19 protein-coding genes and 2 tRNA genes are annotated in these 25,484 nt (G+C 43.3%); 14 read left to right on the top strand and 7 right to left on the bottom strand.

The features are described 5' to 3' along the window. Nucleotides 1-106 precede the first annotated feature (106 nt). From pyrE to EXN75_RS07480, 8 genes are all read left to right on the top strand, one after another. On the top strand, nt 107-739 hold the full coding sequence (pyrE, locus tag EXN75_RS07515; RefSeq protein ID WP_022110688.1) for an orotate phosphoribosyltransferase: 633 nt from the start codon (nt 107-109) through the stop codon (nt 737-739). A gap of 32 nt (nt 740-771) precedes the next feature. Further along, nucleotides 772-1,233, top strand: coding sequence for a hypothetical protein (locus tag EXN75_RS07510; protein WP_022110689.1), 462 nt, complete (start codon nt 772-774; stop codon nt 1,231-1,233). A gap of 40 nt (nt 1,234-1,273) precedes the next feature. Next, nucleotides 1,274-2,611: an argininosuccinate lyase gene (argH, locus tag EXN75_RS07505; protein WP_134843319.1), complete on the top strand. Its 1,338-nt coding sequence runs from the start codon at nt 1,274-1,276 to the stop codon at nt 2,609-2,611. Between the two features lie 99 nt (nt 2,612-2,710). Continuing rightward, complete coding sequence (locus tag EXN75_RS07500) at nt 2,711-3,355, top strand: hypothetical protein (RefSeq protein ID WP_134843318.1); 645 nt, start codon at nt 2,711-2,713, stop codon at nt 3,353-3,355. A gap of 119 nt (nt 3,356-3,474) precedes the next feature. Then, nucleotides 3,475-3,547, top strand: a tRNA-Gly gene (locus tag EXN75_RS07495). Between the two features lie 19 nt (nt 3,548-3,566). Then, nucleotides 3,567-3,652: transfer RNA gene (locus tag EXN75_RS07490), tRNA-Leu, on the top strand. Nucleotides 3,653-3,677: 25 nt separating this feature from the next. Next, nucleotides 3,678-4,685: a DUF4369 domain-containing protein gene (locus tag EXN75_RS07485; RefSeq protein ID WP_134843317.1), complete on the top strand. Its 1,008-nt coding sequence runs from the start codon at nt 3,678-3,680 to the stop codon at nt 4,683-4,685. A 65-nt stretch (nt 4,686-4,750) separates the two neighbouring features. After that, nucleotides 4,751-6,301, top strand: a complete 1,551-nt coding sequence (locus EXN75_RS07480; RefSeq protein WP_134843316.1) for a YifB family Mg chelatase-like AAA ATPase — start codon at nt 4,751-4,753, stop codon at nt 6,299-6,301. A 234-nt stretch (nt 6,302-6,535) separates the two neighbouring features. Here the strand turns inward: EXN75_RS07480 and EXN75_RS07475 are convergent, their stop codons facing one another. Then, entirely contained in the window at nt 6,536-7,849 is a 1,314-nt protein-coding gene (locus tag EXN75_RS07475; protein ID WP_118117040.1) for a Fic family protein, read from the bottom strand. Nucleotides 7,850-8,170: 321 nt separating this feature from the next. Between EXN75_RS07475 and metG the strand changes: the two genes are divergently transcribed. Next, nucleotides 8,171-10,237 carry a methionine--tRNA ligase gene (metG, locus tag EXN75_RS07470; RefSeq protein WP_134843315.1) on the top strand — a complete coding sequence of 689 codons (2,067 nt, stop codon included), beginning with the start codon at nt 8,171-8,173 and terminating at the stop codon, nt 10,235-10,237. Between the two features lie 141 nt (nt 10,238-10,378). On the opposite strand, the gene EXN75_RS07465 is transcribed toward metG, so the two are convergent. The 5 genes from EXN75_RS07465 to EXN75_RS07445 all read right to left on the bottom strand — a co-directional run bounded on the left by EXN75_RS07465 (nt 10,379) and on the right by EXN75_RS07445 (nt 19,555). Further along, complete coding sequence (locus tag EXN75_RS07465; protein ID WP_134843314.1) at nt 10,379-11,941, bottom strand: ATP-binding protein; 1,563 nt, start codon at nt 11,939-11,941, stop codon at nt 10,379-10,381. Nucleotides 11,942-12,194: 253 nt separating this feature from the next. After that, nucleotides 12,195-12,974, bottom strand: a complete 780-nt coding sequence (locus EXN75_RS07460; protein WP_134843313.1) for a hypothetical protein — start codon at nt 12,972-12,974, stop codon at nt 12,195-12,197. Between the two features lie 413 nt (nt 12,975-13,387). Beyond that, nucleotides 13,388-14,824, bottom strand: coding sequence for a RagB/SusD family nutrient uptake outer membrane protein (locus EXN75_RS07455; RefSeq protein ID WP_134843312.1), 1,437 nt, complete (start codon nt 14,822-14,824; stop codon nt 13,388-13,390). 22 nt (nt 14,825-14,846) lie between these two features. Further along, nucleotides 14,847-17,921, bottom strand: a complete 3,075-nt coding sequence (locus EXN75_RS07450) for a SusC/RagA family TonB-linked outer membrane protein (RefSeq protein ID WP_134843330.1) — start codon at nt 17,919-17,921, stop codon at nt 14,847-14,849. 212 nt (nt 17,922-18,133) lie between these two features. After that, entirely contained in the window at nt 18,134-19,555 is a 1,422-nt protein-coding gene (locus EXN75_RS07445) for an AAA family ATPase (RefSeq protein ID WP_134843311.1), read from the bottom strand. Between the two features lie 283 nt (nt 19,556-19,838). On the opposite strand from EXN75_RS07445, the gene EXN75_RS07440 reads away from it, so the two are divergent. The 3 genes from EXN75_RS07440 to EXN75_RS07430 are packed head-to-tail and all read left to right on the top strand — an operon-like array spanning nt 19,839 to nt 22,695. Next, the gene (locus EXN75_RS07440; protein ID WP_118117032.1) at nt 19,839-20,696 is read left to right on the top strand and encodes an enoyl-ACP reductase FabI; all 858 of its coding nucleotides are present in this window, start codon (nt 19,839-19,841) and stop codon (nt 20,694-20,696) included. Nucleotides 20,697-20,745: 49 nt separating this feature from the next. Next, on the top strand, nt 20,746-21,189 hold the full coding sequence (locus EXN75_RS07435) for a GtrA family protein (RefSeq protein ID WP_022110344.1): 444 nt from the start codon (nt 20,746-20,748) through the stop codon (nt 21,187-21,189). 9 nt (nt 21,190-21,198) lie between these two features. Then, complete coding sequence (locus EXN75_RS07430; protein WP_134843310.1) at nt 21,199-22,695, top strand: DUF6080 domain-containing protein; 1,497 nt, start codon at nt 21,199-21,201, stop codon at nt 22,693-22,695. 137 nt (nt 22,696-22,832) lie between these two features. Here EXN75_RS07430 and EXN75_RS07425 read toward each other — a convergent pair whose 3' ends face one another. Then, on the bottom strand, nt 22,833-23,705 hold the full coding sequence (locus tag EXN75_RS07425) for a beta-1,6-N-acetylglucosaminyltransferase (protein WP_233524642.1): 873 nt from the start codon (nt 23,703-23,705) through the stop codon (nt 22,833-22,835). Between the two features lie 100 nt (nt 23,706-23,805). Here EXN75_RS07425 and EXN75_RS18485 point away from each other — a divergent pair, with 100 nt between their 5' ends. Together EXN75_RS18485 and EXN75_RS07420 are read left to right on the top strand one after the other, a co-directional pair. Continuing rightward, nucleotides 23,806-23,928, top strand: a complete 123-nt coding sequence (locus EXN75_RS18485) for a hypothetical protein (protein WP_281279462.1) — start codon at nt 23,806-23,808, stop codon at nt 23,926-23,928. Nucleotides 23,929-24,084: 156 nt separating this feature from the next. Next, nucleotides 24,085-25,425 (top strand): DUF6080 domain-containing protein, encoded by a 1,341-nt coding sequence (locus tag EXN75_RS07420; RefSeq protein ID WP_134843309.1) that lies wholly within the window; start codon nt 24,085-24,087, stop codon nt 25,423-25,425. Nucleotides 25,426-25,484 lie beyond the last annotated feature (59 nt).

The raw sequence follows: 25,484 nt of genomic DNA, 5'->3' as shown, positions 1-25,484 counted from the left end.
TCTACGATATATGCAACAAATTAAAGACTTTTAACCTTACCAAGGTCTCACTTTAGCAAAAAGAAATGTACCTTTGCAGCATAATAATATTAAATCCTTTAAGATTATGGACAAACTGAAGAAAGAATTTGCATCAAAGTTATTGAAAGTAAAGGCTATCAAGTTGCAGCCTAACGATCCATTTACATGGGCTTCTGGCTGGAAATCTCCTTTCTATTGTGACAACCGTAAGACTCTGTCTTTCCCAGAGTTGCGCAATTATGTGAAGCTCGAATTGGTACACGCCATCCTTGAGCAGTTCCCAGAGGCTGACGCTGTAGCCGGTGTTGCCACAGGAGCCATCGCACAGGGTGCATTGGTAGCTGATGAGCTGAACCTGCCTTTCGTATATGTACGTTCTAAACCAAAGGATCATGGTATGCAGAACCTCATCGAGGGTGAGTTGGATCCTTCAGCTAAGGTTGTTGTAGTAGAAGACCTGATTTCTACTGGTGGCAGTTCTCTCAAGGCTGTAGAAGCTCTCCGCAAGAACGGTAATGAGATTGTGGGCATGGTAGCCAGCTACACCTATGGTTTCCCTGTAGCAGAGAAGGCATTTGCTGATGCCAATGTCAAGCTCGTTACACTCACCGACTATGAGCACGTAGTGGCAGAGGCTCTCGAGACTGGTTACATCAAGCAGGAAGACGTAGAGTTGCTCCACGAGTGGCGCAAGGATCCAGCCAACTGGAAGAAGTAATACCTGTCTCTACATAGGCATTTACAAGAAATATGAGTACAAGTACATTCGAAAGTAATATCAAACAGATTCCTCATAAGCAGGAATCTGTTTTCAATACATTGAGCGACCTCAACAACCTGCAGCGCCTGAAGGATAAGTTTGAACAGGTGAAAGACCAGATTCCAGCCGACAAGCGTGAGCAGATGGACAAGATCAAGGACCTCAAGTTTGATACTGACAGCATCTCTATCACCGCCCCTATGGTGGGGGAAATCAAGATGCGCATCATCGACCGTGAGTTTCCTAAGACCATCAAGTTTGAGACCGAAAACAGTCCTGTACCGTTCAACTTCTGGATTCAGTTGCTCCCTACGGGCGAGTATTCCTGCAAGATGAAGCTGACCATCAAGGCTGAACTCAATATGTTTATCAAGGGAATGGTAAAGAAACCGCTGACTGAAGGCATCGAGAAGATAGCTGATGCTTTGGCGATGATTCCATACGAGGATTAATCCGAAGCCTCCCCCTTTCATTCAAAAAATTCAAAAGAAAATGGCACATAAACTTTGGGAAAAGAACTTTGAAGTAAACAAGGAAATCGAACGTTTCACCGTTGGTCGCGACCGTGAGTTGGACCTCTACCTCGCCAAGTATGACGTACTGGGCAGTATGGCTCATATCACCATGCTGGAGAGTATCGGACTGCTGGAGAAATCTGAACTGGACCAGCTCTTAGCTGAGCTCAAACAGATTTATGCCATCGCCGACAAGGGCGAATTTGTGATAGAAGACGGTGTGGAAGACGTACATTCCCAGGTTGAACTGATGCTCACCCAGAAGTTGGGCGAGATGGGCAAGAAGATTCATTCCGGCCGTTCACGCAACGACCAGGTACTTGTGGATCTGAAGCTCTTTACCCGCCACGAACTCAAGGAGATAGTAGATTCCGTCAAGATTCTCTTCGATGAACTTATCCAGAAGAGCAACCAGTACAAAGATGTACTGATGCCGGGTTACACCCATCTCCAAGTAGCCATGCCTTCCTCTTTCGGCCTCTGGTTTGGTGCTTATGCAGAAGGACTTGCCGACGACATGCTTTTCCTGCAGGCAGCCTACCGCATGACCAACCGCAATCCGCTCGGAAGTGCAGCCGGCTATGGCAGCAGTTTCCCGCTCAACCGCACCATGACTACCCAGTTGCTCGGTTTCGACAGTATGGACTATAATGTGGTCTATGCACAGATGGGTCGTGGCAAGATGGAGCGCAATGTGGCTTTTGCCATGGCTACCGTGGCAGGAACACTGGCCAAGATGGCTTTCGACGCCTGCATGTTCAACTGTCAAAACTTCGGCTTCGTCAAGTTGCCTAAGGAGTGCACCACGGGTTCCAGCATCATGCCTCACAAGAAGAATCCAGATGTATTCGAACTGATTCGTGCCAAGAGCAATAAGCTCCAGAGCCTTCCACAGCAGGTGATGCTCATCATGAACAACCTGCCAGTAGGCTATTTCCGTGATCTTCAGATCATCAAGGAAGTATTCCTTCCTGCCTTCGGTGAGCTGAAAGACTGCCTGCAGATGGCAGCCTATATCATCAACAAGATGGAAGTGAACGAGCATATTCTCGACGACCCTCGCTACGACCTCATGTTCTCCGTAGAGGAAGTGAACCGTCTGGCAGCCAACGGAATGCCATTCCGTGATGCCTATAAGACCGTAGGTCTGGAGATTGAGGCTGGTAACTTCACACCTTGCAAGGACATCCATCATACCCACGAGGGCAGTATCGGCAACCTCTGCAATGACAAGATAGAGGAGCTGATGAACCACACCCTCTCCGAATTCCATTTCGAGCGTATGGAGAATGCAGAAAAGGAACTTTTGAAGTGAAGAACGAAGAGTGAAGAGTGAAGAACGAAGAATCGAAGTTCGGTATCTCGAAGGGAAAGCCAATTCTTTGGCTCTAAAATTCAAAACGAGCAAAAAAGAATGAATCAAAAATATTCCTATATATATAATAAGGTGAAGAGCATGGTCGCAAAGGCCATGTTCTCCACCTTATTTCCTTTACTGCCCCTATCGATGGGCATTTCCACTCTTACTTCCTGTGGAGCGGAAGACAGCATCAGCCGTCGTTTTCTCTGCCGCTTTACGTTTCATACGCAGAACCATCCCGGCAATACGTTGGAAATAGCTCTCAACGGCTTTGGTACCTACACCTTCGTCAGTGCTTCCTACAAAAACAACATCTGGCATATCTACTCTACCCCCAACGATGGCAGGAACAAGACAGAAGACATCCGCATCACCGCAGCTACCGAACTGCAATATGCCAAGGTTTACAATTTAGGCGCTAACAACGGCATTATCATCGGCAACAGTAATTTCAATAAATACAGAGCCTATGACCGCCAGTGCCCAAACTGCATCGACCAGTATGGCGGTACCAACTTTCCCCTAAATTGGAATTCTTCCAACCGCCAACAGGTAATCTGCGCCAAGTGCCACCGTATCTACGACTTAGAGTATGGCAACATTATCGACGGAGCCGATGGTAACCGCCTGATGGAATACAGCCTCTCGTATGGAACTACAACGAACGGAACAGGCAAAGTTATAAGTGTTTATAATTGACCTCTGACATCCCTTAAAGCAGCAAATAGCAAACAAAAAGCTACTTTTTTCTTAAAATATGTAAATCTATTTGGCAGTTTCAGGAAATAATACTACCTTTGCACTCGCAATTCGATAACGCGGAAATAGCTCAGTTGGTAGAGCACAACCTTGCCAAGGTTGGGGTCGCGGGTCCGAGTCCCGTTTTCCGCTCAACTCAAACGTTTACCATGCCGCAATGGTGGAATTGGTAGACACGAGGGACTTAAAATCCCTTGGCCAGTAATGGCTGTGCGGGTTCGAGTCCCGCTCGCGGCACTCTCCCCCTTTAAATTTTTCATCTATGAAAAAATTTGCTTACATCATATTTTTATTCGCTACGCTTTTTCTCACCTCTTGTGGTGTAGGTAGTGGCCATTTTAAGTTTGAAGGCAAATTTTTAAATATGAATCAAGGCGAATTTTATGTTTACAGTCCGGATGGTGGTATCAATGGTCTTGATACAATCAGGGTTGTAGGTGGCCGTTTCACCTATGAGTGTGACTGCAAGAACCCTTTCACGCTGATGGTCGTATTCCCTAACTTTTCCGAGCAGCCTATCTTCGCAGAGTCTGGCGCTTCTGTCGATATCAAGGCAGACGCATCCCATCTGAAGGAACTGTCCGTAAAGGGTACCAAGGCAAATGAGCAGATGAACCAGTTCCGCGAGAACATCCTCAAGCTCTCTCCTCCTGAAGAAAAGGCAAAGGCGGAACAGTTTATCAAAGACCATCCAGAGTCTATCGTCAGCACTTATCTCATCAGAAAGTATTTCGTCAATACCTCCCAGCCTGATTATGCCAAGGCCTATACATTGACGACAAAGGTGGCAGAGGCACAGCCACAGAATGGTAGTTTACAGAAGATGCTGCAACAGTTGAAGCAGTTGAAGACAATAGATACTGGCAGCCGCCTGCCTCAGTTCACGGCATACGACATCCAGGGCAAAATGGTTTCCAGTACTACCCTCCTCAGTGCTCCAGTAGCAGTTATCAGCACCTGGGCATCCTACAATTACGACAGTCAGGACCTGCTCAGAGAATTGAAGAAGCGTATGCAGGATTCCAAGGGCCGCCTGAAATTGATGAGTATCTGCATCGACCCATCAGCCACAGACTGCAAGCGAAATCTTACAAGAGACTCTATCTCCTGGCCAAACATCTGTACTGGCGATATGCTGGAGGACAAAACGCTGCAGAAGTTGGGCATGACCGCAGTTCCAGACGTCATCGTCTTGCAGAACGGCAAGATTGTAGCCCGGGGACTGAAGCGTGAAGAACTGAAACGAAAGTTAGACCAGCTGCTAAAATAATCAGCTGGCAGAATTTCTACATAAAGCAGATATCTGCAAGAAAACAAAATAATGGATTCAAATATATGTTAGTCAAAACTTATTGCGCCGCAGTCAATGGATTGGACGTGACTACGGTAACCGTGGAGGTCAGCCTCACACGAGGAGTCCAATATCATCTTACGGGACTTGGAGACGAGGCCGTAAGAGAGAGTAGAAGCCGCATATCAGCAGCCTTGCAGTATAGCGGTTTCAAGTTTCCTGTAGCCGACATCACCATCAATCTGGCTCCTGCCGATCTCAGAAAAGAAGGCAGCAGTTTCGATCTGCCCCTTGCTGTAGGCATCTTGGGGGCAAACGGCGATGTACCCGAAACGCATTTCAAGGAATTTATGTTTGTAGGCGAATTGAGCCTTGATGGATCTCTTCAGCCCATCAAGGGTGCGCTCCCTATAGCCATCAGAGCCAGGGCAGAACATTTCAAGGGATTGATTGTACCGAAACAGAATGCGAGGGAGGCGGCTGTGGTCAATAAGCTCGAAGTCTATGGCATGAGTACGCTGGCAGAAGTGGTCAGTTTTATCAGCGACAAGCAGAATTTCGCTCCTACCATCGTAGATACACGCAAGGAATTTTATGAAAACCAAACCCATTGTGATCTCGACTATGCAGACGTTAGAGGACAGGAAAATGTGAAGCGTGCGCTGGAGATTGCAGCAGCAGGCGGACATAATCTCATCATGGTAGGTCCTCCGGGATCCGGAAAATCTATGATGGCTAAGCGTTTACCATCTATCCTTCCACCCCTCACCCTATCTGAAAGTCTGGAGACCACTCAGATACATTCCATCGCAGGAAAATTAGGCAAGAACGTATCTCTGATCTCCCAACGTCCTTTCCGTGCTCCCCACCATACGATCTCACAGGTAGCACTGGTAGGAGGAGGAAGCAATCCGCAACCAGGAGAAATCTCTCTGGCACATAACGGTGTGCTTTTCTGTGACGAATTACCGGAATTTAACAAAACCACGCTGGAGGTACTCCGCCAACCATTGGAAGACCGACATATCACTATCAGCCGCTCCAAATATTCTACAGATTATCCCTGCTCATTCATGTTTATAGCAAGCATGAATCCGTGTCCGTGCGGTTATTACGGAGATCCCACCCATCATTGCGTCTGCACTCCTGGTCAGATCCAACGATACATGAACAAGATTTCGGGTCCATTGCTCGACCGCATCGACATCCAGTGTGAAATCACTCCCGTACCTTTCAAGGATATTTCAAAAGCAGCTCCGGGAGAGCCAAGTGCCAACATCCGGGAACGAGTCATCAAGGCAAGGGAGATACAAGCAGCAAGATACAAGGACTACAAAGGTATCCACTGCAATGCCCAGATGACAGAAAGGATGATTCACCAGTTCGCAGAACCCAATGAAGCAGGCATAGATATGCTTCGCATGGCAATGGAAAAACTCTCTCTATCAGCAAGAGCCTACAGTCGCATTCTGAAAGTAGCCCGCACCATCGCCGACCTGGAAGGTTGCGAGCATGTGGAACTGCATCATCTGGCAGAAGCCATCGGCTATCGTGCACTCGACCGTGGAGATTGGGCAGAAAGAGGGCATATTTGATTTTGGCAACCATATATTGTGGTAAAAAAGTATGGGCTTGTGCAATATACCTTCAAAGATGGAACTGTATTCACAAGAATAGACATAAAATAACAGGGCAGTCACCGAGGCGACTGGGAAGAGGGGGATAAAGACCAACTTCAAATCAGAATAGGAAATTAGGGGAAATTTTCCTCTAATTTCCCCTAATTTCCCCTAATTTCCTCTAAATTCCCCAGTTTTCATTATTAGAAACTATAAATTTGTCAATTCTTTTAAAATATCTTCGAATCCTTCAGCCCTGATATACCCAACCATGCGCTTGTTTATAGGTGCTTTTGCCAACAACTTCAATTCTACAAGATGCTGTAAATCTGTACGAGCTGTCCTTATTGTAATAGGAAAACGTATAGATACCTCTTTTGCCGTCAAGAGCGTCTTAGGTTTTTCACTAAAGATCTTTAGAATTTGTCCCTGACGCTCATTGATATTACTAAAACCACGAAATTGGTAATATTCCTCTCTTTCTTTCATCTTCTTCCGAAGATAAACCTGCAAAGCCTCATATGCTTTCTTCATCGCCTGTAGATGATACACGATAAAATAAGACAAATCCAACTCATCTTGCTCAACATACAAAAAAGATTTTTCGTACTGGTTCTTACTTTTATAAATAACTCGCGAAATTGACAGAAACTCAGTTAGCCAATAGCCTTTTTTCAAGAGATACCAATAAATTAAAGAACGAGAAGTCCGCCCATTACCATCAACAAACGGATGAAAATACGCCAACATAAAATGAATAATAATACCTTTAATAATGGGATGAATGAATGGTTCATTTTTATCGTCATTAGCAAAGTTACATAAGTCTGTCAACAAACCTTTTAAATCTGCTGCAAATGGAGGTGTATGAACTATTTCTCCTGTAATATCATTCATGACACATATCTTGTCATCTTTCCTTAATGCACCTTCATCAGAAGAGTCATTAAGAGTCTCTTTGGCTATTAGTCTATGAATATTCAATAATGCCTCCAAGCTAAAACGTTCATCCTTATGCGCAACCAAATATTGGATAGTAGCATAGTTGTTGACTATCATTTGTTGACTTTTATTGATAGGCTTTGCTTGTTTACGCAACATTTCTTTCGCCACTTTCCTCGTCGTGGAAGCTCCTTCCATTTGGCTAGAAGCAATGGCCTCTTCCATGATAGAACTTAACAAATACACTTTGTGGTCTTTTTCAGGAATAATACCACCAGCACCAAGGCTACCGCCAAAATTCATATCAAACTCATGAAGAAGTTGCTGCATCTTACTTGTTATCGTAAAATGAAATTGCAACTTTCCAAACTTGAGATTTATAACATTCAACCGCCTCTTAAACTTTACAGCCTGCCAAAGCACTTCGGGCAGAATGCCCGAAGGAACCATATACTTCACCTTGTCCCAATAGTAGTAACCATCATCTATTTTTGCTAAAAGGTCACCATATATAGGATTAACCAACAGCTTAATGGACTCTTGTTCATTAGCTTCAGAGAATTTTGGAGGAGATTCTATCATTTTACATTATTATTTACGGATAGCATATAAATCATATCTATTTTGCCTGCAAATATAATAATAAAAAATGAAATTAGGGGAAATTTTCCTCTAATTTCCCCTAATTTCCTCTATTTTCAATCGTTTTCCTCTATTTTTCACTTCTTTTGCATACAAAACTCTCTTCATATTGTTTCTAAAATAGTCATCTGAAGGGTTTTCCGCATTATTTTCCGTAGTCACACCTTACTATATTAAGAAAAGCATCGAAAAACTTCCCAGTTTCCAACTATTTTTTGTAATTTTGCACCCAAAATAACAAAAAAATGTATATTAGCTAATATGGAACAGAAAAATTTCAAACGTACCACTGTGACGGCAGCTTTGCCATACGCCAATGGTGGTGTACATATCGGACACCTGGCAGGTGTATATGTGCCAGCCGATATCTACGTGCGCTATCTCCGACTCAAAAAACAAGACGTTGTTTTCATCGGCGGTAGTGATGAGCACGGTGTACCTGTAACCATCCGTGCCAAGAAAGAGGGCATCACCGTACAGGAGGTGGTGGACCGCTATCACAATCTGATCAAGAAAAGTTTTGAGGACTTCGGCATTTCCTTTGATATCTATAGCCGTACGACCTCAAAAGTTCACAATAAGTTTGCTTCTGATTTCTTCCGCACTCTCTATGATAAGGGCGTGCTCGAAGAGAAGGTAGAGGAGCAGTTCTGCGATGAGGTAACAGGAGAATTCCTCACAGACCGTAACATCGTGGGTACTTGTCCTCGCTGTGGTGCTGAAGGTGCCTATGGTGACCAGTGCGAGAAATGTGGTGCTACACTTTCGCCTGAGGAGTTGATCAACCCAACCAACAAGAACAATCCTGGACATGGTCTCGTGAAGAAGCCTACCAAGAACTGGTATCTGCCTTTAGGAAAGTATCAGGACTGGCTGAAGCAATGGATTCTGGAAGGTCACAAGGAGTGGAGAACTAATGTTTATGGTCAGTGCAAAAGCTGGCTTGACATGGATTTGCAGCCTCGTGCGATGACCCGCGACCTGGATTGGGGTATTCCTGTTCCTGTGGAGGGTGCTGAGGGTAAGGTGCTCTACGTATGGTTTGATGCACCTATCGGTTACATCTCAAATACCAAGGAACTCTGCGATGCACAGCCTGAGAAATGGGGCACATGGCAGAAATGGTGGCAGGATCCTGAGACTCGTCTCGTTCACTTCATCGGTAAGGACAACATCGTGTTCCACTGCATCATCTTCCCTACTATGCTGAAGGCACACGGCGACTATATCCTGCCAGACAACGTGCCTGCCAACGAATTCCTGAATCTTGAGGATGATAAGATTTCTACCTCTCGTAACTGGGCAGTCTGGTTGCACGAGTATCTCGTAGATCTCCCTGGCAAGCAGGATGTTTTGCGCTATGTATTGACAGCCAATGCTCCTGAGACCAAGGACAACAACTTCACATGGAAGGATTTCCAGGAGCGCAACAACTCTGAATTGGTTGCTGTTTATGGTAACTTCGTAAACCGTGCTCTCCAACTCACTAAGAAATATTGGGGCGGTGTAGTTCCTGCTTGCGGCGAACTGCAGGAGGTAGATGAGAAGGCTATCGCTGAGTTCAAAGACGTGAAGGAGAAGGTAGAGCAGTATCTCAACGTATTCAAATTCCGTGAGGCTCAGAAAGAGGCTATGAACCTCGCCCGCATCGGTAATAAATACATCACAGAATGTGAGCCTTGGAAGGTTTGGAAGACCGATCCTAAGCGTGTGGAGACTATCCTGAATATCTCCCTCCAGTTGGTTGCCAACCTCGCCATCGCTTTCGAACCATTCTTGCCTTTCTCTTCTGAGAAACTGCGCAAGATGATCAACATGCCAACTTTCGAATGGACCCAGTTGGGCAGCACAGACTTGCTCAAGGCGGGTACTCAGCTCGGTGAGCCAGAGTTGCTCTTCGAGAAGATTGAGGATGAGGTCATCGAGAAACAGTTGCAGAAACTCGCTGACACCAAGAAGGCTAACGAGGAGGCTGAATACAAGGCTGTACCTATCAAGCCAGAGGTTAGCTTTGATGATTTCGAGAAGCTCGACATTCGCGTGGGCCATATTCTGAACTGCGAGAAGGTAAAAAAATCCAAGAAGCTCCTAAAGTTCACCATCGATGATGGTACTGGTACTGAGCGTACTATCTGCTCAGGTATCGCAGCCTACTACGAGCCAGAGCAGCTGATCGGCAAGGACGTATTGTTCGTAGCCAACTTTGCTCCTCGCAAGATGATGGGTATCGAGAGCCAGGGTATGATTCTGAGTGCTGTCAACTTCGACGGAAGCCTCAACGTGACCTCTCTCCTTGGCAAGGTAAAGCCAGGAAGTCAGGTAGGATAAAGAATCATAGAATCATCTGATTATCAGATAAGGCAAAAGCCTCAAATCCTTTGCGGATTTGAGGCTTTTCTTATTTCTATCCAAATTATTCTTTTATAACGTAAAGCGATAACCTACGGTAAAGGTCAGCACCATCATTATTTACCCTTCTACTATCTTCCATTCACCAATGGTTCTCTTCTGGCTGTCATAGTTGATTCCTACTTTTACCAGTCGTTTGCCATCAGCAGAATAAGGAATAAGATAGCCTTTATCATCTATCTGTTGCAAAGCTTCCTCAGCCGTCTTATCAAACTTCAGTTCCATCACATAAATGGTATCTGGCATGTGAAGAACGGCATCTGCTCTGCCTATTGCACTATCCTCCTCCACCAAGATGTAAGCACCCATCAAATTAAAGATGAGATAAAAGACCGTTTGGAAATCCTTCTCGTTCTTGTTGGCAAGTCGATTGGAGATACTGGCAAGATAAGCCTGCATTTTCTGCAACGCACCGTCCATGTTATTGTCATATAGTTGCTCCAAAAAATCGAAGATGAAACTATTATTGTTCAACGATATTGGAGAGAGATAGTTAGGAGCCAAGGAGCGAATCATCCCCACACACACTTCCTTGTTTGGATAATCCAGCTGATAGCTCTGCAAGATAGGGTTATACTTCTTGATGGTGAGATACCCACTCTGATAAAGCAATGGTAAAGCTGAAGTCATCTGCTCAGGAGAGACATCGAAATCATCCACTCCTACAGATTTCTGTTCAATATCCATCACACCCACATGATGTTTGCGTAAAGTGTTGATAATGTAAGATGGAGTACCTGAACTAAACCAATAAGCAGCTATTTCCTGACTTCTCAAAGCTTTAACCAGGCTAAACGGATTGAACACATCTTCTGATTTTTTACTGAAATGATAACCATCATAATATGAACTCAACTCGGCAACCGTTTCATCAAAAGTTTTTCCCAAAGACTTGGCTAACAACTCAACATCAGGCTTCATCGCTGTCAGAAGTTCTGTCTTGCTGATACCACAGATAGCAGAATACTGGTCGAACATGCTGATATTATCCAAATTGTTGATCTCGCTAAAGATACTCAACTGAGAGAACTTGGTAATACCCGTGATAAAGATAAATTCCAGCCAAGGGTCTAAATATTTCAATGGGCTATAAAACTTCCTCATAACCAAGCGCAATGACATCAAACTTTCCTTTTCATGCACGACATCCAAGAGAGGAGCATCGTATTCATCTATCAAAACGACCACCTTTTGCCCCGTCTGCTTATAGGCACGCTTAACCAAAGACTGCAAACGCTGGCTCGGTTGCACCGCCAATTCGTCACGTCCATAGACCTGCTCGTATTCAGAAAGCATGTAGCCCAGCATCTCTTCTAACCCCTCGGGTGTCTGATTTTTGGCAGTACTCATGTCGAAGTGAAGAACAGGATGTCTCACCCATTCTTTCTCATATTCGCCAAGTGCCAAACCATCAAACAGATCCTTCCTGCCCTCATAATATGCCTGGAGCGTAGAGACAAAAAGCGACTTACCGAATCGTCTAGGACGACTCAGAAACACATATTTAGAACCATTACGCAAGAAATCGACAATATACCTTGTCTTATCAACGTACACATAATTACCCTTTCGTATATCAGAGAAGGTTTGCATTCCTACTGGGTATTTTCTTATCTCTTCCATAGCTATATTTCTTTAGACAATGCGAAGTTACGAATAAAATATTAGATACGCAAATAAAAAGACAAAAAAAGAGAGGCGAGCTTCACTGCCAGCCTCAACGTGACCTCTCTCCTTGGCAAGGTAAAGCCAGGAAGTCAGGTAGGATAAAAAGACAAGATCATCAAATAGGATAAAAAATAAGATCATCGATAAGATCTTAGATTATAATAAAAGCCCTATACCGGGATATTACTGGTATAGGACTTTTTTATGTTTATTTGAACCGGATATAAGACCGGTCGTCAAAACTGTGATTGCCCTCCAGCAGTCCCTTAGTGGCAAGGAAAGAGGAAATGTTTTGAGGATCGGCTGCGAGTTGAGCCTGTAGGGCAGCCTCGCTTTCGGCAAGAGTTGGTTTCAGGAACGGATATCCATCGCTTGCCAGAACGATTTCTCCTATGGCTGGAGAAATGACCTTTACACCCTCACGGTAGATAGGAAATCCATCGATTACCGCATAATGAATGTTCTGTCCATTGAGCATCGCCTGAATGAGCAACGGTTCGATAGCCTTGCGTGCATCTGCAGGAGGCATTCCCTGTCGAATGAGGCTTGCACGTCTGGCGGCAATCTCTTCTTCAAAAGGTTTGTTGTTTTCGTAAAGTTTGCCACCGATGAGTGCCTGACAGTCACCCACCATCCACACTTCTCTCCTGACACAGGAATAGACGATGGCAGAAGCAGTGAGTCGTTCTTCAGGATGCAGTTTCATCCGCTCTTCCATGCCTAAAGTCTTATACACCTTATTATATATATAGGAAGAAATGCCCTGGCAGAAGTCATCAACAGAAGCCTCAGCCTTGAGTCTCTCTCTGATAAATTCAGAAATGAGCACCATTGCATAGCGTCCGTTCTTCATGTCGGGAGAAAGATGCGTAGGAGTCTTGCTCGTACTTCCATCAATCACTGCGATGAAATCATCAGTCACGACGACACCATCCTCACAAGCCTCTTGGCTCTTCTTTCCTACCATATTTCTTTCTACTATTTCCATCTCTTTATGTTTTTACATGCAAAATTACAAAGAATTGCTTGAATAAGTCTAATAATTCGCAAGAAAAAGTATATAAAGCCCCATGAAAAAGTCACTAAACCCGCATGAAGTCTATGTTCAATGTCGTTGAACATACATTCAGCGACACCAAACTAAGCTTTCATGCCCGAAGAAAATTTACTTACTGGGGGCAGTATGGCATACACTCGACCTGATGAATTCAAGATTATTCTATTAGCTTGCTTAAAAGACTAATAGTGTTTTACCTTTAACAATATATGAAAAAGGAGAGGCGAGCTTCACAGCCAGCCTCTCCAGAGAGATTTATAGAAAATGCCACTCATGGCATTCCTATATCGTTGATTAAAAATATTTGTCTAAATCTATGAAACTTAGCTTGTTCCTCTGAGATTTTAATACTCAGGATTCTGCTGCAGTTCCTTATTGTAGTCGCGCTCAGCCTGAGGAATAGGCAAGATAGTACGATAATCGTTATACTTGATTTCTTCCTCATCGCCACTTATTACACTCTGGTGATTACGCCAATATGCATAAGTTATCTGGTTCTCGCAGAACAACTCAATCTCATATTGATGAAGAATATCCTGAAGAGTTACAGATGTAACATCCTCATATCCTTCAATACGTTTTTTCTGAATAGCATTGATGTATTCAGCTGCTGCAGCACTTGTTGCAGTCAAAGAGTATGAACCAGGATTGTCAATGTGCCACTGAGCCTCTGCTGCAATCAGATAAACCTCAGAAAGACGGATAATCTTTGGATTATTTACGTAGATATTAGCATTCTGACCAGGATACTTTGCTGGATAATAACCTGCTGCAGCCTCATACTCATCAGCATCTGTCTGATCTTTAATCAGACCAGAACGAACGTCCTTTGGATGAGAAGAAAGATACTTGTACAAATAGCCGTTAGTATTGAAAGCGCACTCAGGATAACCTGTTGCATCTGTATAATAGCCAGGACCATAACGTTGAGCATTATACTCAGAAGAAAGTTTCATCTCAAAAAGAGACTCTGTGGTTCCTGCACTTGCCCAAGCAGAAACATAATTGCTACGAGTATAAAGTTCATAACCTGCTTCACCAGCATGATCTATGACATCCTTAGCATCAGCAAGAGCCTTGGTGTATTCACCAGCATAAAGGTAAGCACGAGCACGAAGAGCCAAAGCTGCATAATAGTTAAAGTAACCTACATCAGAAGTTTTGCTCAGCAAAGGAAGTGCATCGGTAAACTGCTGAATAATGTAGTCGTAAGTTGTTTTCAAATCTGTACGAGTACCCTTATAATCCTGTGGGAAAGTTTTGTCTGCCAAAACCAAGCCCAAAGAGTTTGAAGGATTATCCACTGTTGTTGGAATGTAACAGAACATACGAGCCAAGTCGAAATGCAGCAAACCACGCCAAGCTATCAACTGACCTTTGAGATTGTCAATTGTAGCCTGCTTACCTTCCACATTAGGAACAGCTTCCAAAGCACTGTTTACATTTGACAATGCCTTATAGAAAATCTGATAACCTGCATCAGGATATGTTCCGTTTGGAGAATAAGCATATTGACGGATTTCATCTGTCTGTCCCTGTGAAGAAGGAGCCATGAAATCGTTGGTACGCAAATCACCAAAAAGAGTAAACTCAGAGGCGTATGACATTCTAGAACCAGAGAGGACATAGCCAATACCATTGACGGCATTCTGCAAATCAGAAGTACTCTTAATAGCAGAGTTGGTAGGTAGTTCTGTAGAAGGTTCTCTATCGAGGAAGTCGCTGCATGAAGAGAACATCATGCTTGCAGCAATACCCAATACTAAATATATCTTTTTCATATTTATAATCTTCTATTATTGTTTAAAAACTGAAGTTGAGACCGAACAGGAACTGACGTGTTGTTGGAGTATCAGTCTGACGATAACCATTGACATCTACATCTGGATCCAAATCCTTGGCTGCATTGTAAATCAAGAAAGGATTGGTTGCACGGAAATAAATGCGCAAATTGCTGATACTCTTCTTGAAATATGGCACAGTCCAACCAATTGTAATATCGCGCATACGAATATTATCTGTAGAGATAATTTCACGTGAAGAGAACTTATCAGAACGATAAGGATTACCCATAATTGGCTTAGGGAACTCTGTTACATCGCCAGGCTTTTTCCAATAATTACCTGCTACACGTTTAGACATATTGAATGTGCCCATACGAACACCATCGCTATAAGTCAAGAAGTAACCTGGATAATCGAACAAATCACCACCAAACTGATAAGAAATCATGAATGAAAGATCAAAGTCCTTGTAACGGAAAGTATTGGTCATACCACCAATCCAATCAGGAACACCCTTACCGACAATTGTCTTGCCTGCCTTTGAATAAACAGGTGTTACACCCTTAGACTCATCCTCTGGGTCAATCCAGAATTCCATCAAACCAGTTTCAGAGTTTACACCCTTAGCTTTTGGCAAATAGAATGTATGCATAGACTCACCCTCACGGAGCAAGTACATATTACCATCACCATACTGAACATCGTCACCATTAGGCAACTTGTTGACCTTGATGCTCTGCTTGGTCAAATTGAAATCTGTGGTCCAAGAGAAATCACTTGTACGAATATTCTGAGAGCTTACAGAGAATTCAAGACCCTGATTCTTCAACTCACCGATATTATTCCAATAACTGTTGAAACCAGTTGCGTATGATACTGGCATCTGGAAAAGAAGGTCTTTTGTCAACTTGTTGTAATAATCGAAAGTCAATGTCACACGATTATACAAAGTCCAATCCAAACCGATATTGAAGTTGTGAGATTTTTCCCAGCTCAACTTTTCATTAGCCATCTGACCCCAGAAAATTGCAGGTTGTGAGCCATAACCACCAGAAGTAGAATATGTACCCATATAGCCATAATAATCTGTAGGCAGGTTACCATTAGTACCATAAGAAAGACGAAGTTTCAAATCGCTGAACAAATCATTGTCCTTCAAGAATTCCTCACTGCTGATACGCCAAGCACCAGATACAGAGAAGAAATCAGACCAACGGTTGTCTGCTGCCAAACGTGAAGAACCATCACGACGATAACTTGCTGAGAAATAGTACTTATTATCATAGTTGTAGTTTAAGCTACCCAACCATGACATCATTGCAGCAGTATAACTTATGCTGGAATTGCTATTAGACTGGCCATTAGACAACTCTGGCAATGCTGCTGCATAATTCTGAGCAGAAGCATACAATATCAACAGGTCGCGCTTCTCTGTCTCAAAACCAGCCATTGCAGCAAGATTATGCTTACCAAATGAATGATTATAATTCAATGTTGTAGAAGAAGTAAGAGTCTTACTTGTATAAACGCTACGAGAACCTATACCATTCTGAGCCTTACCATTTACACTCTTTGGAGCCCAGAACTCGCGGATACTGTTGCTCATATAGTCGAAACCAAAGACTGAACGTAAAGTCAAATCGTATGGCAACTTCAATTCACCTTCAACATTAGTCAAACTACGCATCAATTCTGCATCCAATGTCTCTGAACGATCGCCCTGATCTTTTACATCACCAAACATCAAGTTTGGATTAGAGATTTGAGATGAGAAAGAAGCGCTTGCATTATATGAACCATCATCATTCTTTACCTTGGCAGTAGGGTCCATTGAGAAAAGAACAGACATTGGTGAACTTGTACCAAATCCCTGTGCCTGGTCACCCTGATCACGGAAACCAGAAGTATTGGTAAATGAAAGCATTTCCTTTGCAGAAACCTTGAACCAGTCTGTTACTTTATGATCCAAATTCAAACGACCACTATAACGGTCAAAAGAACTACCCTTTACAGTACCATTCACCTTATTATAGCCAAAGCTGGTGAAGAATTTCGTACGGTCATTACCACCATCAATAGAAATCTGATGGTCTGTGGTGAAACCTGTGCGGTAAATTTCCTTAAACCAGTCTGTTGTCTCATTAGAGTCATAATTACTAAAATAGCCAGATTGGATTTCAGCTAAAGCTGCAGCAGAAGCATCCATACCAGGATAATATGCATTCAATGCATTTGGATACATTTCAAAATAGTTCTTGACTGCATCAGTCCAATACTCCTTCAACTCTGCACTATTCATGGTCTCGAATGCACTCTTTTTGGCAATATTGCTCCAACCGATCTGCATATCATAGTTGACATGTGTCTTACCTTCCTTACCTTTCTTTGTAGTAATGATAATGACACCATTGGCTGCACGAGAACCATAGAGTGAAGATGCAGCAGCATCCTTCAATACGGTCATGCTTTCAATATCATTTGGATTGATAGAAGACAAGATAGACTGAGAACGGGTATGACCACCAGCATTTTCCATATCACTATTTGATACAGGAACACCATCAATGACAAACAAAGGCTGAGTAGAGCCACTGATAGAACCAATACCACGAATCAAAATACTCTGGTCTGAACCAGGGTCACCTGTAGAAGCACCAAGATTGACACCAGCCATTTTACCTTCGAGTGACTTAACAAGTGAAGACTTTGCTGCAGACATGTCCTTATCCTTCATTACTGCAGCAGAACCAGTAAAGGATGCCTTAGTTGTCGTACCATAAGCAACAACTACGACTTCATCAAGTGATTTGTTATCAGAAGTCAAAACAATCTTCATATTAGAACTTGCTTTGACAGTTTGTGGATTCATACCGATGTATGAAATCTCCAACTTAGCATCAGCAGGAACATTCAAAGAGAAGTTTCCATCGATGTCGGTTACTGTACCAGTCTTAGAACCTATTATCCTGACTGATGCGCCAACTACAGGCTCACCATCATCTGAAGAGGTAACTTTACCAGTAACGGATGTTTGAGCAAAGGCTACTCCACAACTGAGAATTGCCCCCCCCATCAACATTGCGATTCTTTTCATCATAATCTCTCTCGTTTTGATAAAATTTATAAATTTACTATAATCGGCTGCAAAATTACAATTTATTTCGGATATTTGCAAATATTTTGTTATAAAAATGCAATTACTTGGCAAAAATATATGTTTTTAGTAAGGAATAGCACATTTCTGCTTACTATTTGTTACGTTTTTCTCCTTATACATACCAAAGTTGTATAAGGAGAAAATGAATCTCATTCGAACAAATCATCCAGCAAAACTTCATCATTTACAATGCCTGAATGTTTGTTCTGCAATACTCCATAGGTGGTAACCATGGTGATGCGGGTGCTGCATCTGGTCATGGTTTCTGCCAGGAAAATAGACATGCGTTCTCTCAATTTCTGTTCATAACCTTTATCAATAGCATACATGCCTGAAGAAAACTTCATTTCACAAAGGTTGATATTATGGTCGGCACGCTCTATCACCAAGTCGATTTGCGTATTCTGTTCGGGTTGCCTGCTACGCCAAGCACTTGCATCATTGAGAATTCTATCTATCCCTAAAGCCTTCTTGATTTCATCCAAATGCAGTAGGCAGAGAAGTTCAAAACTGAAGCCTTGCCAACTTGACACCTGAGGCGTAGATGAAAGATGAGTCCAACGAAGACTGTCTTTCGTATCTATTCCATTCACATATTTATAATAAAATAAGGTATAAAAATCCTTGATGCGATAGATTGCATTGTTCTTGGCATTGCCGTAACGGGCATAAGAAAAGATGAAATCACACTGTTCCAAATCAGACAGAATCTTAGAAAGTGCAGCTCCACCCAATTTAGTTTTCTCGCTGATTTCCTTTCTGGTAAATCCCTCTTTCCGTTCGGTCAGCATCCTGATGACTGCAAGATAGTTGTCTGGACGTTTAAACAAGGTGGAATACAATTCATTATATTCGGTTCGCAGCATGGCATGAGCATCTGCAAAGAAAAGTTCGTCAATATTGCTCAATAGGGAGAGTTTGGGATTGAGCAATGTCAGATAAAAGGGAATACCGCCCAATATCATGTAGCATTGGGCTATCTGATAACGGTTCCATCCAAAATGCTTTTCATCCAGATATTGCTCCATCTCACTCAGTTTAAAAGGACGAAGATAAATTTTTTGGGTAATGCGGTTGAAAAGTCCACCCTGATTATGCAGGAGTTTGTCCACCATCCATGATGTGGCAGATCCGCAAGCCACCAATACAATATCATCACGCATGTTGGCCCATCCATTCCAGAAGTTTTCCAATGCCGATACGAAATCTGATTTAGGTGTATCCATCCAAGGCATTTCGTCAAAAAAAACAACTTTTTTTCCTGGAATGTTGTAAGTTTCTAATAATCTTTGCAAAGCATCAAACGCTTCTGTCCAGTTTTTCAGCTGTGGAACAAAAGTTGAATGAGAATAGCACATCAGTTCTTTAGCAAACTCGGCCAATTGTTGTTCACGTCTCATTTCATGTTTTCCTACAAATGAGAAAGCATAGTTGTCCTTGAAAAAACGTCTTACCAAAAACGTTTTTCCTATACGCCTACGACCATAGACGACTACAAATTCAGAGCGTTCAGACTCCATACAAGCCTGAAGTTTAGCCTGTTCAAGCTTTCTTCCTATCAGTTTATCCATAAGCTAAAAATCTAATAACTTGCCAAAATTACAAAAAATAATCGATTTTGGCAAGTTATCCAATCTAACAACTTGCCAAAATTGAGTTTTTTTAAAGGTTTTGGCAAATTATCGGAGAAAAAGAAAACGTTTACATCACTTTTTATCGAAAAAGCTTGCTTATATTGCACATTTTTCGTAATTTTGCGCACGATTTCAACGGCAAGGTAAGACAGACGGTCTTATACCTTATTATATATAAGAAGGAAAGCCGTTATTATTAAACAAAAGTATTAAGATAACAATGACTCACAATTTGTTAAAAGGCAAGCGTGGCATCATCTTTGGTGCACTCAATGAGGAATCTATCGCTTGGAAAGTAGCCGAAAAGGCTGCTGAGGAAGGTGCAACTATCGCACTCAGTAACACAGCTATGGCCCTTCGCATGGGTACTCTCGACAAGCTCGCTGAACAAATCAACGCCCCTATCATCGCAGCTGATGCGACCAGCGTTGAAGATTTGGAAAAGGTATTCATTGAGGCTCAGGAGAAACTCGGTGGCAAAATCGACTTCGTGCTCCACTCTGTTGCTATGAGCCCTAACGTACGCAAGCACCGTACTTACGATGATCTCGATTACAATTTCCTGAATAAGACTCTGGATATTTCTGCTATCTCTTTCCACAAGATGTTGCAGGTAGCCAAGAAGCTCGACGCCATCAACGAGTGGGGTTCTGTAGTAGCCCTTACCTACGTGGCTTCTCAGCGTACCTTCTTCGGTTACAACGATATGGCTGACGCTAAGAGCATGCTCGAAAGCATCGCCCGCAGTTTCGGTTACATCTACGGACGCGAGAAGCACGTACGTATCAATACCATCTCTCAGAGCCCTACTGCTACTACAGCTGGTAAGGGAATCAAGGACATCGAGAACATGATGGACTTCGCTGATAAGATGTCTCCTCTCGGAAACGCCGTAGCTGAGGATTGCGCTAACTACTGCGTGATGATGTTCTCTGACTTCACCCGCAAGGTAACCATGCAGAACCTCTTCCACGATGGTGGTTTCTCATCAATGGGTATGAGCCTCCGTGCCATGAACCAGTATGCCAAGGATCTGGCTCCTTATGAGGACGAGAACGGTAAGGTTATCTACGGATAATCCAGACCTTTCAGACCCAAGACTCATCCTGCACGATAGACATTAGTATATGAATATCAAGGAAAAATATAACCAGATAGACCTCGCCAAGCGTCAGAAACTTGGCGAGGTCGTCCGTTTTGCAATCGTGGGCGGTATTGCTACCGTCCTGCAATACGTCATTTATCTTGCAGCCATGCCGCTGCTGGCAAACCTTATCCCTGCATTGGGAAACAGCGACCACACACTGGCTACTGTTGCCAACACACTGGCTTATATTCTCAGTTTCATCTTCAACTTCATTGCAAGCACCCGCTACACCTTCAAAGTGAAAGCCAATGCCAAGCGAGGGGCTGGTTTCACTTTCTCACATATCGTGAACTACAGTATGCAGACACTCTTCCTCAACCTCTTTGTTGGTTTGGGATTAGCCAAACAGATGGCCATGATTCCTACGCTCTGCATCTGCATACCGGTAAACTTCCTACTGGTAAGATTCTTTCTCAAGAAATAATAGCTATTCATGAAAAAAGTATTCGATATTTTCCGCATCAAGGGAGAGGAAAAATGGTCGGCCATTATAGCGCTGTTCGTTTCCATCGTCCTCAATGCGCTGACCATCATCAAGTACAACAACCAGTTTTCCCAACTCTCGGAAAACTACCATAAGCTCTTTGTCAAGGCCTTCCATGTAGCTGGTTTTGACCCACTTACCTATGCGGCTGTTTCGCAGTGGAACACGGAATATAATGTCTATCGCCATCCACTGCTGGCATTTTACATGTACATTCCCAACCAGATCAACCAGGGACTGATGATGCTGACGGGCTATAACTGCGTGCAATACATCGTGGGAGCTATTCTCGTATTCTGCGCTTTCTACTCCTTCATCTTCCTCTACAGAATATTCAGGGAAGTGATTGGTACAGAGCGCTGGGATGCCAATCTGCTTTCAGCATTCTACTTCTCGTTTGCATACGTCATGGTGTCGGCGATGGTGCCCGACCATTTCATCATGTCGATGATGATATTGCTCACCACGCTCTACATCACGGGTGTCTGCATCAAAAAGGGAAGAAAGCTCACCATTTGGCAAACGGTTCTCCTCTTCCTCTTTACGGCAGGAGTTTCGCTCAACAACGGACTGAAGACATACCTCGCCGCCCTCTTTACCAATGGCAAGCACTTCTTCCGCATCAAATACTTCCTCTTAGGAGTCATTCTGCCTTCGGCTGTCATCTGGGGATTTGCACGTTGGGAATACCGCACCTTCGTATGGCCTAAGGAAATGGCACGCAAGGAAATCAAGATGAAGAAAGACAAGGAAGCCCGAGAAAAGCTCATGCAGCAATACAAGGATACTGCCCAGGTAAAAGATTCAGCTGACGTGGCTATTGCCGTGAAGAAAATCGTGAAACAGAAAGCACGCGACAAATATGTAAGAGACCATAAGCAGATATGGAACAAGAACAAGGGAAAACCGATTGCCAAGGGAGAATTCAGCAGTTGGACAGACATCTCGACTTCAAGGAGTGAGACCATGGTGGAAAACTTCTTCGGAGAAGCCATCATGCTGCATCCGGATCATCTGCTGGGCGATGTTCTCCGTGACCGACCAGTCATCGTAAAATACAAATCGCCAGTCAACTACGTCGTGGAAGGAATCATCGTTATTCTGTTCATCCTCGGACTCATTGCTGGCAGGAAGTCACGTTTTCTGTGGCTCACGATGATGTTCTTCCTCTTCGATTTTGCTCTACACATCGGTTTGGGATTCGGCATCAATGAGGTTTACATCATGACAGCCCATTATATGTATGCTCTCCCTATCGCCATCGGCTTCCTGGTGGAAAAAGCAGGAACCCGATATCAGGCAGAAGTGGAAAAAGATGGAAACCTGTCTGGAAAAAGGCGTTCCGGGAATTGGCAAACATGGGGACTCCGAGGATTGCTCCTCGCCCTCACACTCTATCTATGGATAAGCAACGGCTATCTGCTGGTTAATTATATGATAGGTTAAGGCTGGGAAACGAAAAATAAAGGGGCAAATAAGAATCGCTCCAAGAATGCCCTAAGAAAAAAGGAAAGAATAAGAAGAAAAAGGAAAACGGGACGAGGAATCCCCAAAAAGAAAATAAAGATGGGTAAAGGAAACTCTCAACTGAAAGTTTCCTTTACCCATTTTATGATTTCCCGATCTTTCAAGTCAAACTTGCGGGCGAAAAGGCGATTGGAATGCAGAAGTTCTTCTTTATCTGCCGATGTCCAGACATAAGGATTGCCCCGTTTCCAGTCTATCAGTCGCATACACCCCTCATATTCATCTGTTTCAGAATACAATGCCTGTCGGAATTCCGGATGATTCCATACTAAGGTCTGCAGGAAGAACTCATCGGGACAGAAAGTGAAATTGAATCGGCTGAGTACAAACGCCTTCTGGCTGACCACATACTCAGCACACTTCTGTGTGATACTTACCCAGTTGGCTCCCTTGGCAAAATCCATTTTCGAGCGGTGAACAAAAGGCATCAGGCAGAGCGAAAGATACTTATTGATGCGCCTGATAATTCCATTGAACCAGCCCCATCTGGTGCGTGTATAGCGAGTAAGAAACCAGCATCTCATCATCTTGCGGCGGCAATCCCACTCAAATTCTTCACCACGATTGATGCCCACAAACTCCTTGCCTCTGTGTTCATGGAAGAACTGGTGGATTTCATCCTGCGTCTTGATAGGCAAATCCTGTCCGCTAAGAATATGATAATACTCGTATGATCCATGCTTCAAAGCCTCTTCAAGCAAAGCATATTCAGTTCGAATTTGACTGAGATTACCCCAACGCACATCCACCCGATGTTCCAAAACAAAAAGGCGAGCCTTGGAGGTGGACATAGGATGGTTTGCGAGCATATTCGACTTGAGATCAATATGCAGGAAAATATCGTTGCGCTCATCATCCAACATGGAAACTAACGTCTGCAGAATTTCCAGGTTATTGTGAGCCATTATCAAAAAAGCATGTTTCATCATATTCTATATTATTATTCAGAAATATATTCAATATTATTCAGAAAAACACACGGTATCAACCAGAAATAAATTCTAACTATACGGTTAAAAATGTTCCCATATGCTACTGCATCAGCAAAGTAAGTACTACTGCATCGGCAAAGTAAGTACTACTATCCGCGATGACATAACAACCAGTCTTGACAGTGCGCCTGATACCAATACAATCGCAAAGATACATTAAATCAGAGAGAACACAAAACAAAAACATGTTTTTTACATAAAATCACACAAAATAAAACCTATCATTTTGAATATTCAAAAAAAACAATTACTTTTGCAAGATAAAGAAATCGTTTCAACAAAAAACATATTCAAGAATAAACAATAATATTCAAGGATGAACAATATATTCAAGATTAAGAAAGAAGAAAGGCTCTTTGCGCTCGTAGCCTTCCTGCTCATTGTTGCCTTCAACGTGCTGATGGTAACCTACCACTATGCAGATTTCAGCAAGAATGGAAATGTAGGTTACTGGACCATCTTTACCAAAAATTTCCAGGTATCGGGGTTCGACCCATATACTTATCTCACACTCTCCAAATGGAAAGTGTATTATACGGAATACAGGCATCCGATGCTTCCCTTCTTTCTCTATCCTTTGACGATGCTCAATGAATGGCTGATGGAACTGACTTCCAGGAATTGCGCCACTACCATCGTGGCTGTGATGATGACTTTCCTGGGCACCTATTCCACGATTTTCATACGAAGGATTTTCAGGGAGATCATGCAACTGAAGGCTGCCGACAGTAATCTACTCACATTCCTGCTCTTTTCCTTCGCCTACGTTCTGCTGGTTACTTTCGTAGATGATCACTTCGGAATGTCACTCTTTTTCCTGTCGATGACGCTTTATCTGGCAGGTCGCCAGCAACAGCAGCACCGAGGAATGCCCTGGTGGCAATGCGCCCTTCTTTTCTTCTTTACGGCAGGAATCACACTCAGCAATGGAGCCAAAACCTTCCTTGCCGCCCTTTTCACCAACGGCAAGAAACTCTTCCGTCCGAAATATCTGGCGTTAGGAATTATCCTGCCTACACTGCTGATAGGAGCTGCAGGAATTTATCAGAACCGCGCCTTCATTATTCCCAACCGTCAGGAAGGTTTGCGCCTGGTACAGAAAAAGGCTGCCAAGGACAGTACTTTCAGAGCAAAAATGGCACAGAAAGAGGCTCATGATAAGGAAATTGCCGGCAAGAACATTCAGCAGAAAGGCATGCTGAAATGGGCAGACATGTCGGTTTCCCGCTCTGAATCACTGATAGAAAATGTATTCGGCGAATCGCTGATGCTGCACAAGGAACATCTGCTGGAGGATATTCATAGTCATAGACCGATATTCGTTAAATACCAGACTCCTATACCTTATATAATAGAACTGGTAATCGTAGCCCTACTGATTACGGGGCTATGGTTGGGCAGACGTTCCCCATTCCTGTGGCTCACTGGTTCTTGGGTGCTCTGCGATGCTTTCATCCATCTGGTAATGGGATTCGGACTGAATGAAGTTTACATCATGGCAGCCCACTGGGCTTTCATCATCCCTATTGCCATCGGATATATTCTCAAGCAAGGCAAGGAGAAATATACCAAGTTCTTGCGCCCGGCATTGGCAATCTTAGCCATCTTCCTATTCTTCTACAACAGTACACTGATTTTCGACTATCTTACAAGATAGAAAGTAGAAGTGAATCAGGAAAAAAAGAAGATAATATCAATATTCAAAAAGAAGAAAAG

It is taken from the genome of Segatella hominis, assembly GCF_004535825.1.
Classification (GTDB): domain Bacteria; phylum Bacteroidota; class Bacteroidia; order Bacteroidales; family Bacteroidaceae; genus Prevotella; species Prevotella hominis.
Note: the sequence above shows the minus strand (reverse complement) of the source record. Positions and strands in the feature narration are given on the sequence as shown.

What these genes read in the sequence shown, in the direction of transcription:
- pyrE (WP_022110688.1), top strand. Translation starts at nt 107, where the DNA reads ATGGACAAACTGAAGAAAGAATTTGCATCAAAGTTATTGAAAGTAAAG.
- EXN75_RS07510 (WP_022110689.1), top strand. Translation starts at nt 772, where the DNA reads ATGAGTACAAGTACATTCGAAAGTAATATCAAACAGATTCCTCATAAG.
- argH (WP_134843319.1), top strand. Translation starts at nt 1,274, where the DNA reads ATGGCACATAAACTTTGGGAAAAGAACTTTGAAGTAAACAAGGAAATC.
- EXN75_RS07500 (WP_134843318.1), top strand. Translation starts at nt 2,711, where the DNA reads ATGAATCAAAAATATTCCTATATATATAATAAGGTGAAGAGCATGGTC.
- EXN75_RS07485 (WP_134843317.1), top strand. Translation starts at nt 3,678, where the DNA reads ATGAAAAAATTTGCTTACATCATATTTTTATTCGCTACGCTTTTTCTC.
- EXN75_RS07480 (WP_134843316.1), top strand. Translation starts at nt 4,751, where the DNA reads ATGTTAGTCAAAACTTATTGCGCCGCAGTCAATGGATTGGACGTGACT.
- EXN75_RS07475 (WP_118117040.1), bottom strand. Translation starts at nt 7,849, where the DNA reads ATGATAGAATCTCCTCCAAAATTCTCTGAAGCTAATGAACAAGAGTCC.
- metG (WP_134843315.1), top strand. Translation starts at nt 8,171, where the DNA reads ATGGAACAGAAAAATTTCAAACGTACCACTGTGACGGCAGCTTTGCCA.
- EXN75_RS07465 (WP_134843314.1), bottom strand. Translation starts at nt 11,941, where the DNA reads ATGGAAGAGATAAGAAAATACCCAGTAGGAATGCAAACCTTCTCTGAT.
- EXN75_RS07460 (WP_134843313.1), bottom strand. Translation starts at nt 12,974, where the DNA reads ATGGAAATAGTAGAAAGAAATATGGTAGGAAAGAAGAGCCAAGAGGCT.
- EXN75_RS07455 (WP_134843312.1), bottom strand. Translation starts at nt 14,824, where the DNA reads ATGAAAAAGATATATTTAGTATTGGGTATTGCTGCAAGCATGATGTTC.
- EXN75_RS07450 (WP_134843330.1), bottom strand. Translation starts at nt 17,921, where the DNA reads ATGAAAAGAATCGCAATGTTGATGGGGGGGGCAATTCTCAGTTGTGGA.
- EXN75_RS07445 (WP_134843311.1), bottom strand. Translation starts at nt 19,555, where the DNA reads ATGGATAAACTGATAGGAAGAAAGCTTGAACAGGCTAAACTTCAGGCT.
- EXN75_RS07440 (WP_118117032.1), top strand. Translation starts at nt 19,839, where the DNA reads ATGACTCACAATTTGTTAAAAGGCAAGCGTGGCATCATCTTTGGTGCA.
- EXN75_RS07435 (WP_022110344.1), top strand. Translation starts at nt 20,746, where the DNA reads ATGAATATCAAGGAAAAATATAACCAGATAGACCTCGCCAAGCGTCAG.
- EXN75_RS07430 (WP_134843310.1), top strand. Translation starts at nt 21,199, where the DNA reads ATGAAAAAAGTATTCGATATTTTCCGCATCAAGGGAGAGGAAAAATGG.
- EXN75_RS07425 (WP_233524642.1), bottom strand. Translation starts at nt 23,705, where the DNA reads ATGATGAAACATGCTTTTTTGATAATGGCTCACAATAACCTGGAAATT.
- EXN75_RS18485 (WP_281279462.1), top strand. Translation starts at nt 23,806, where the DNA reads ATGCTACTGCATCAGCAAAGTAAGTACTACTGCATCGGCAAAGTAAGT.
- EXN75_RS07420 (WP_134843309.1), top strand. Translation starts at nt 24,085, where the DNA reads ATGAACAATATATTCAAGATTAAGAAAGAAGAAAGGCTCTTTGCGCTC.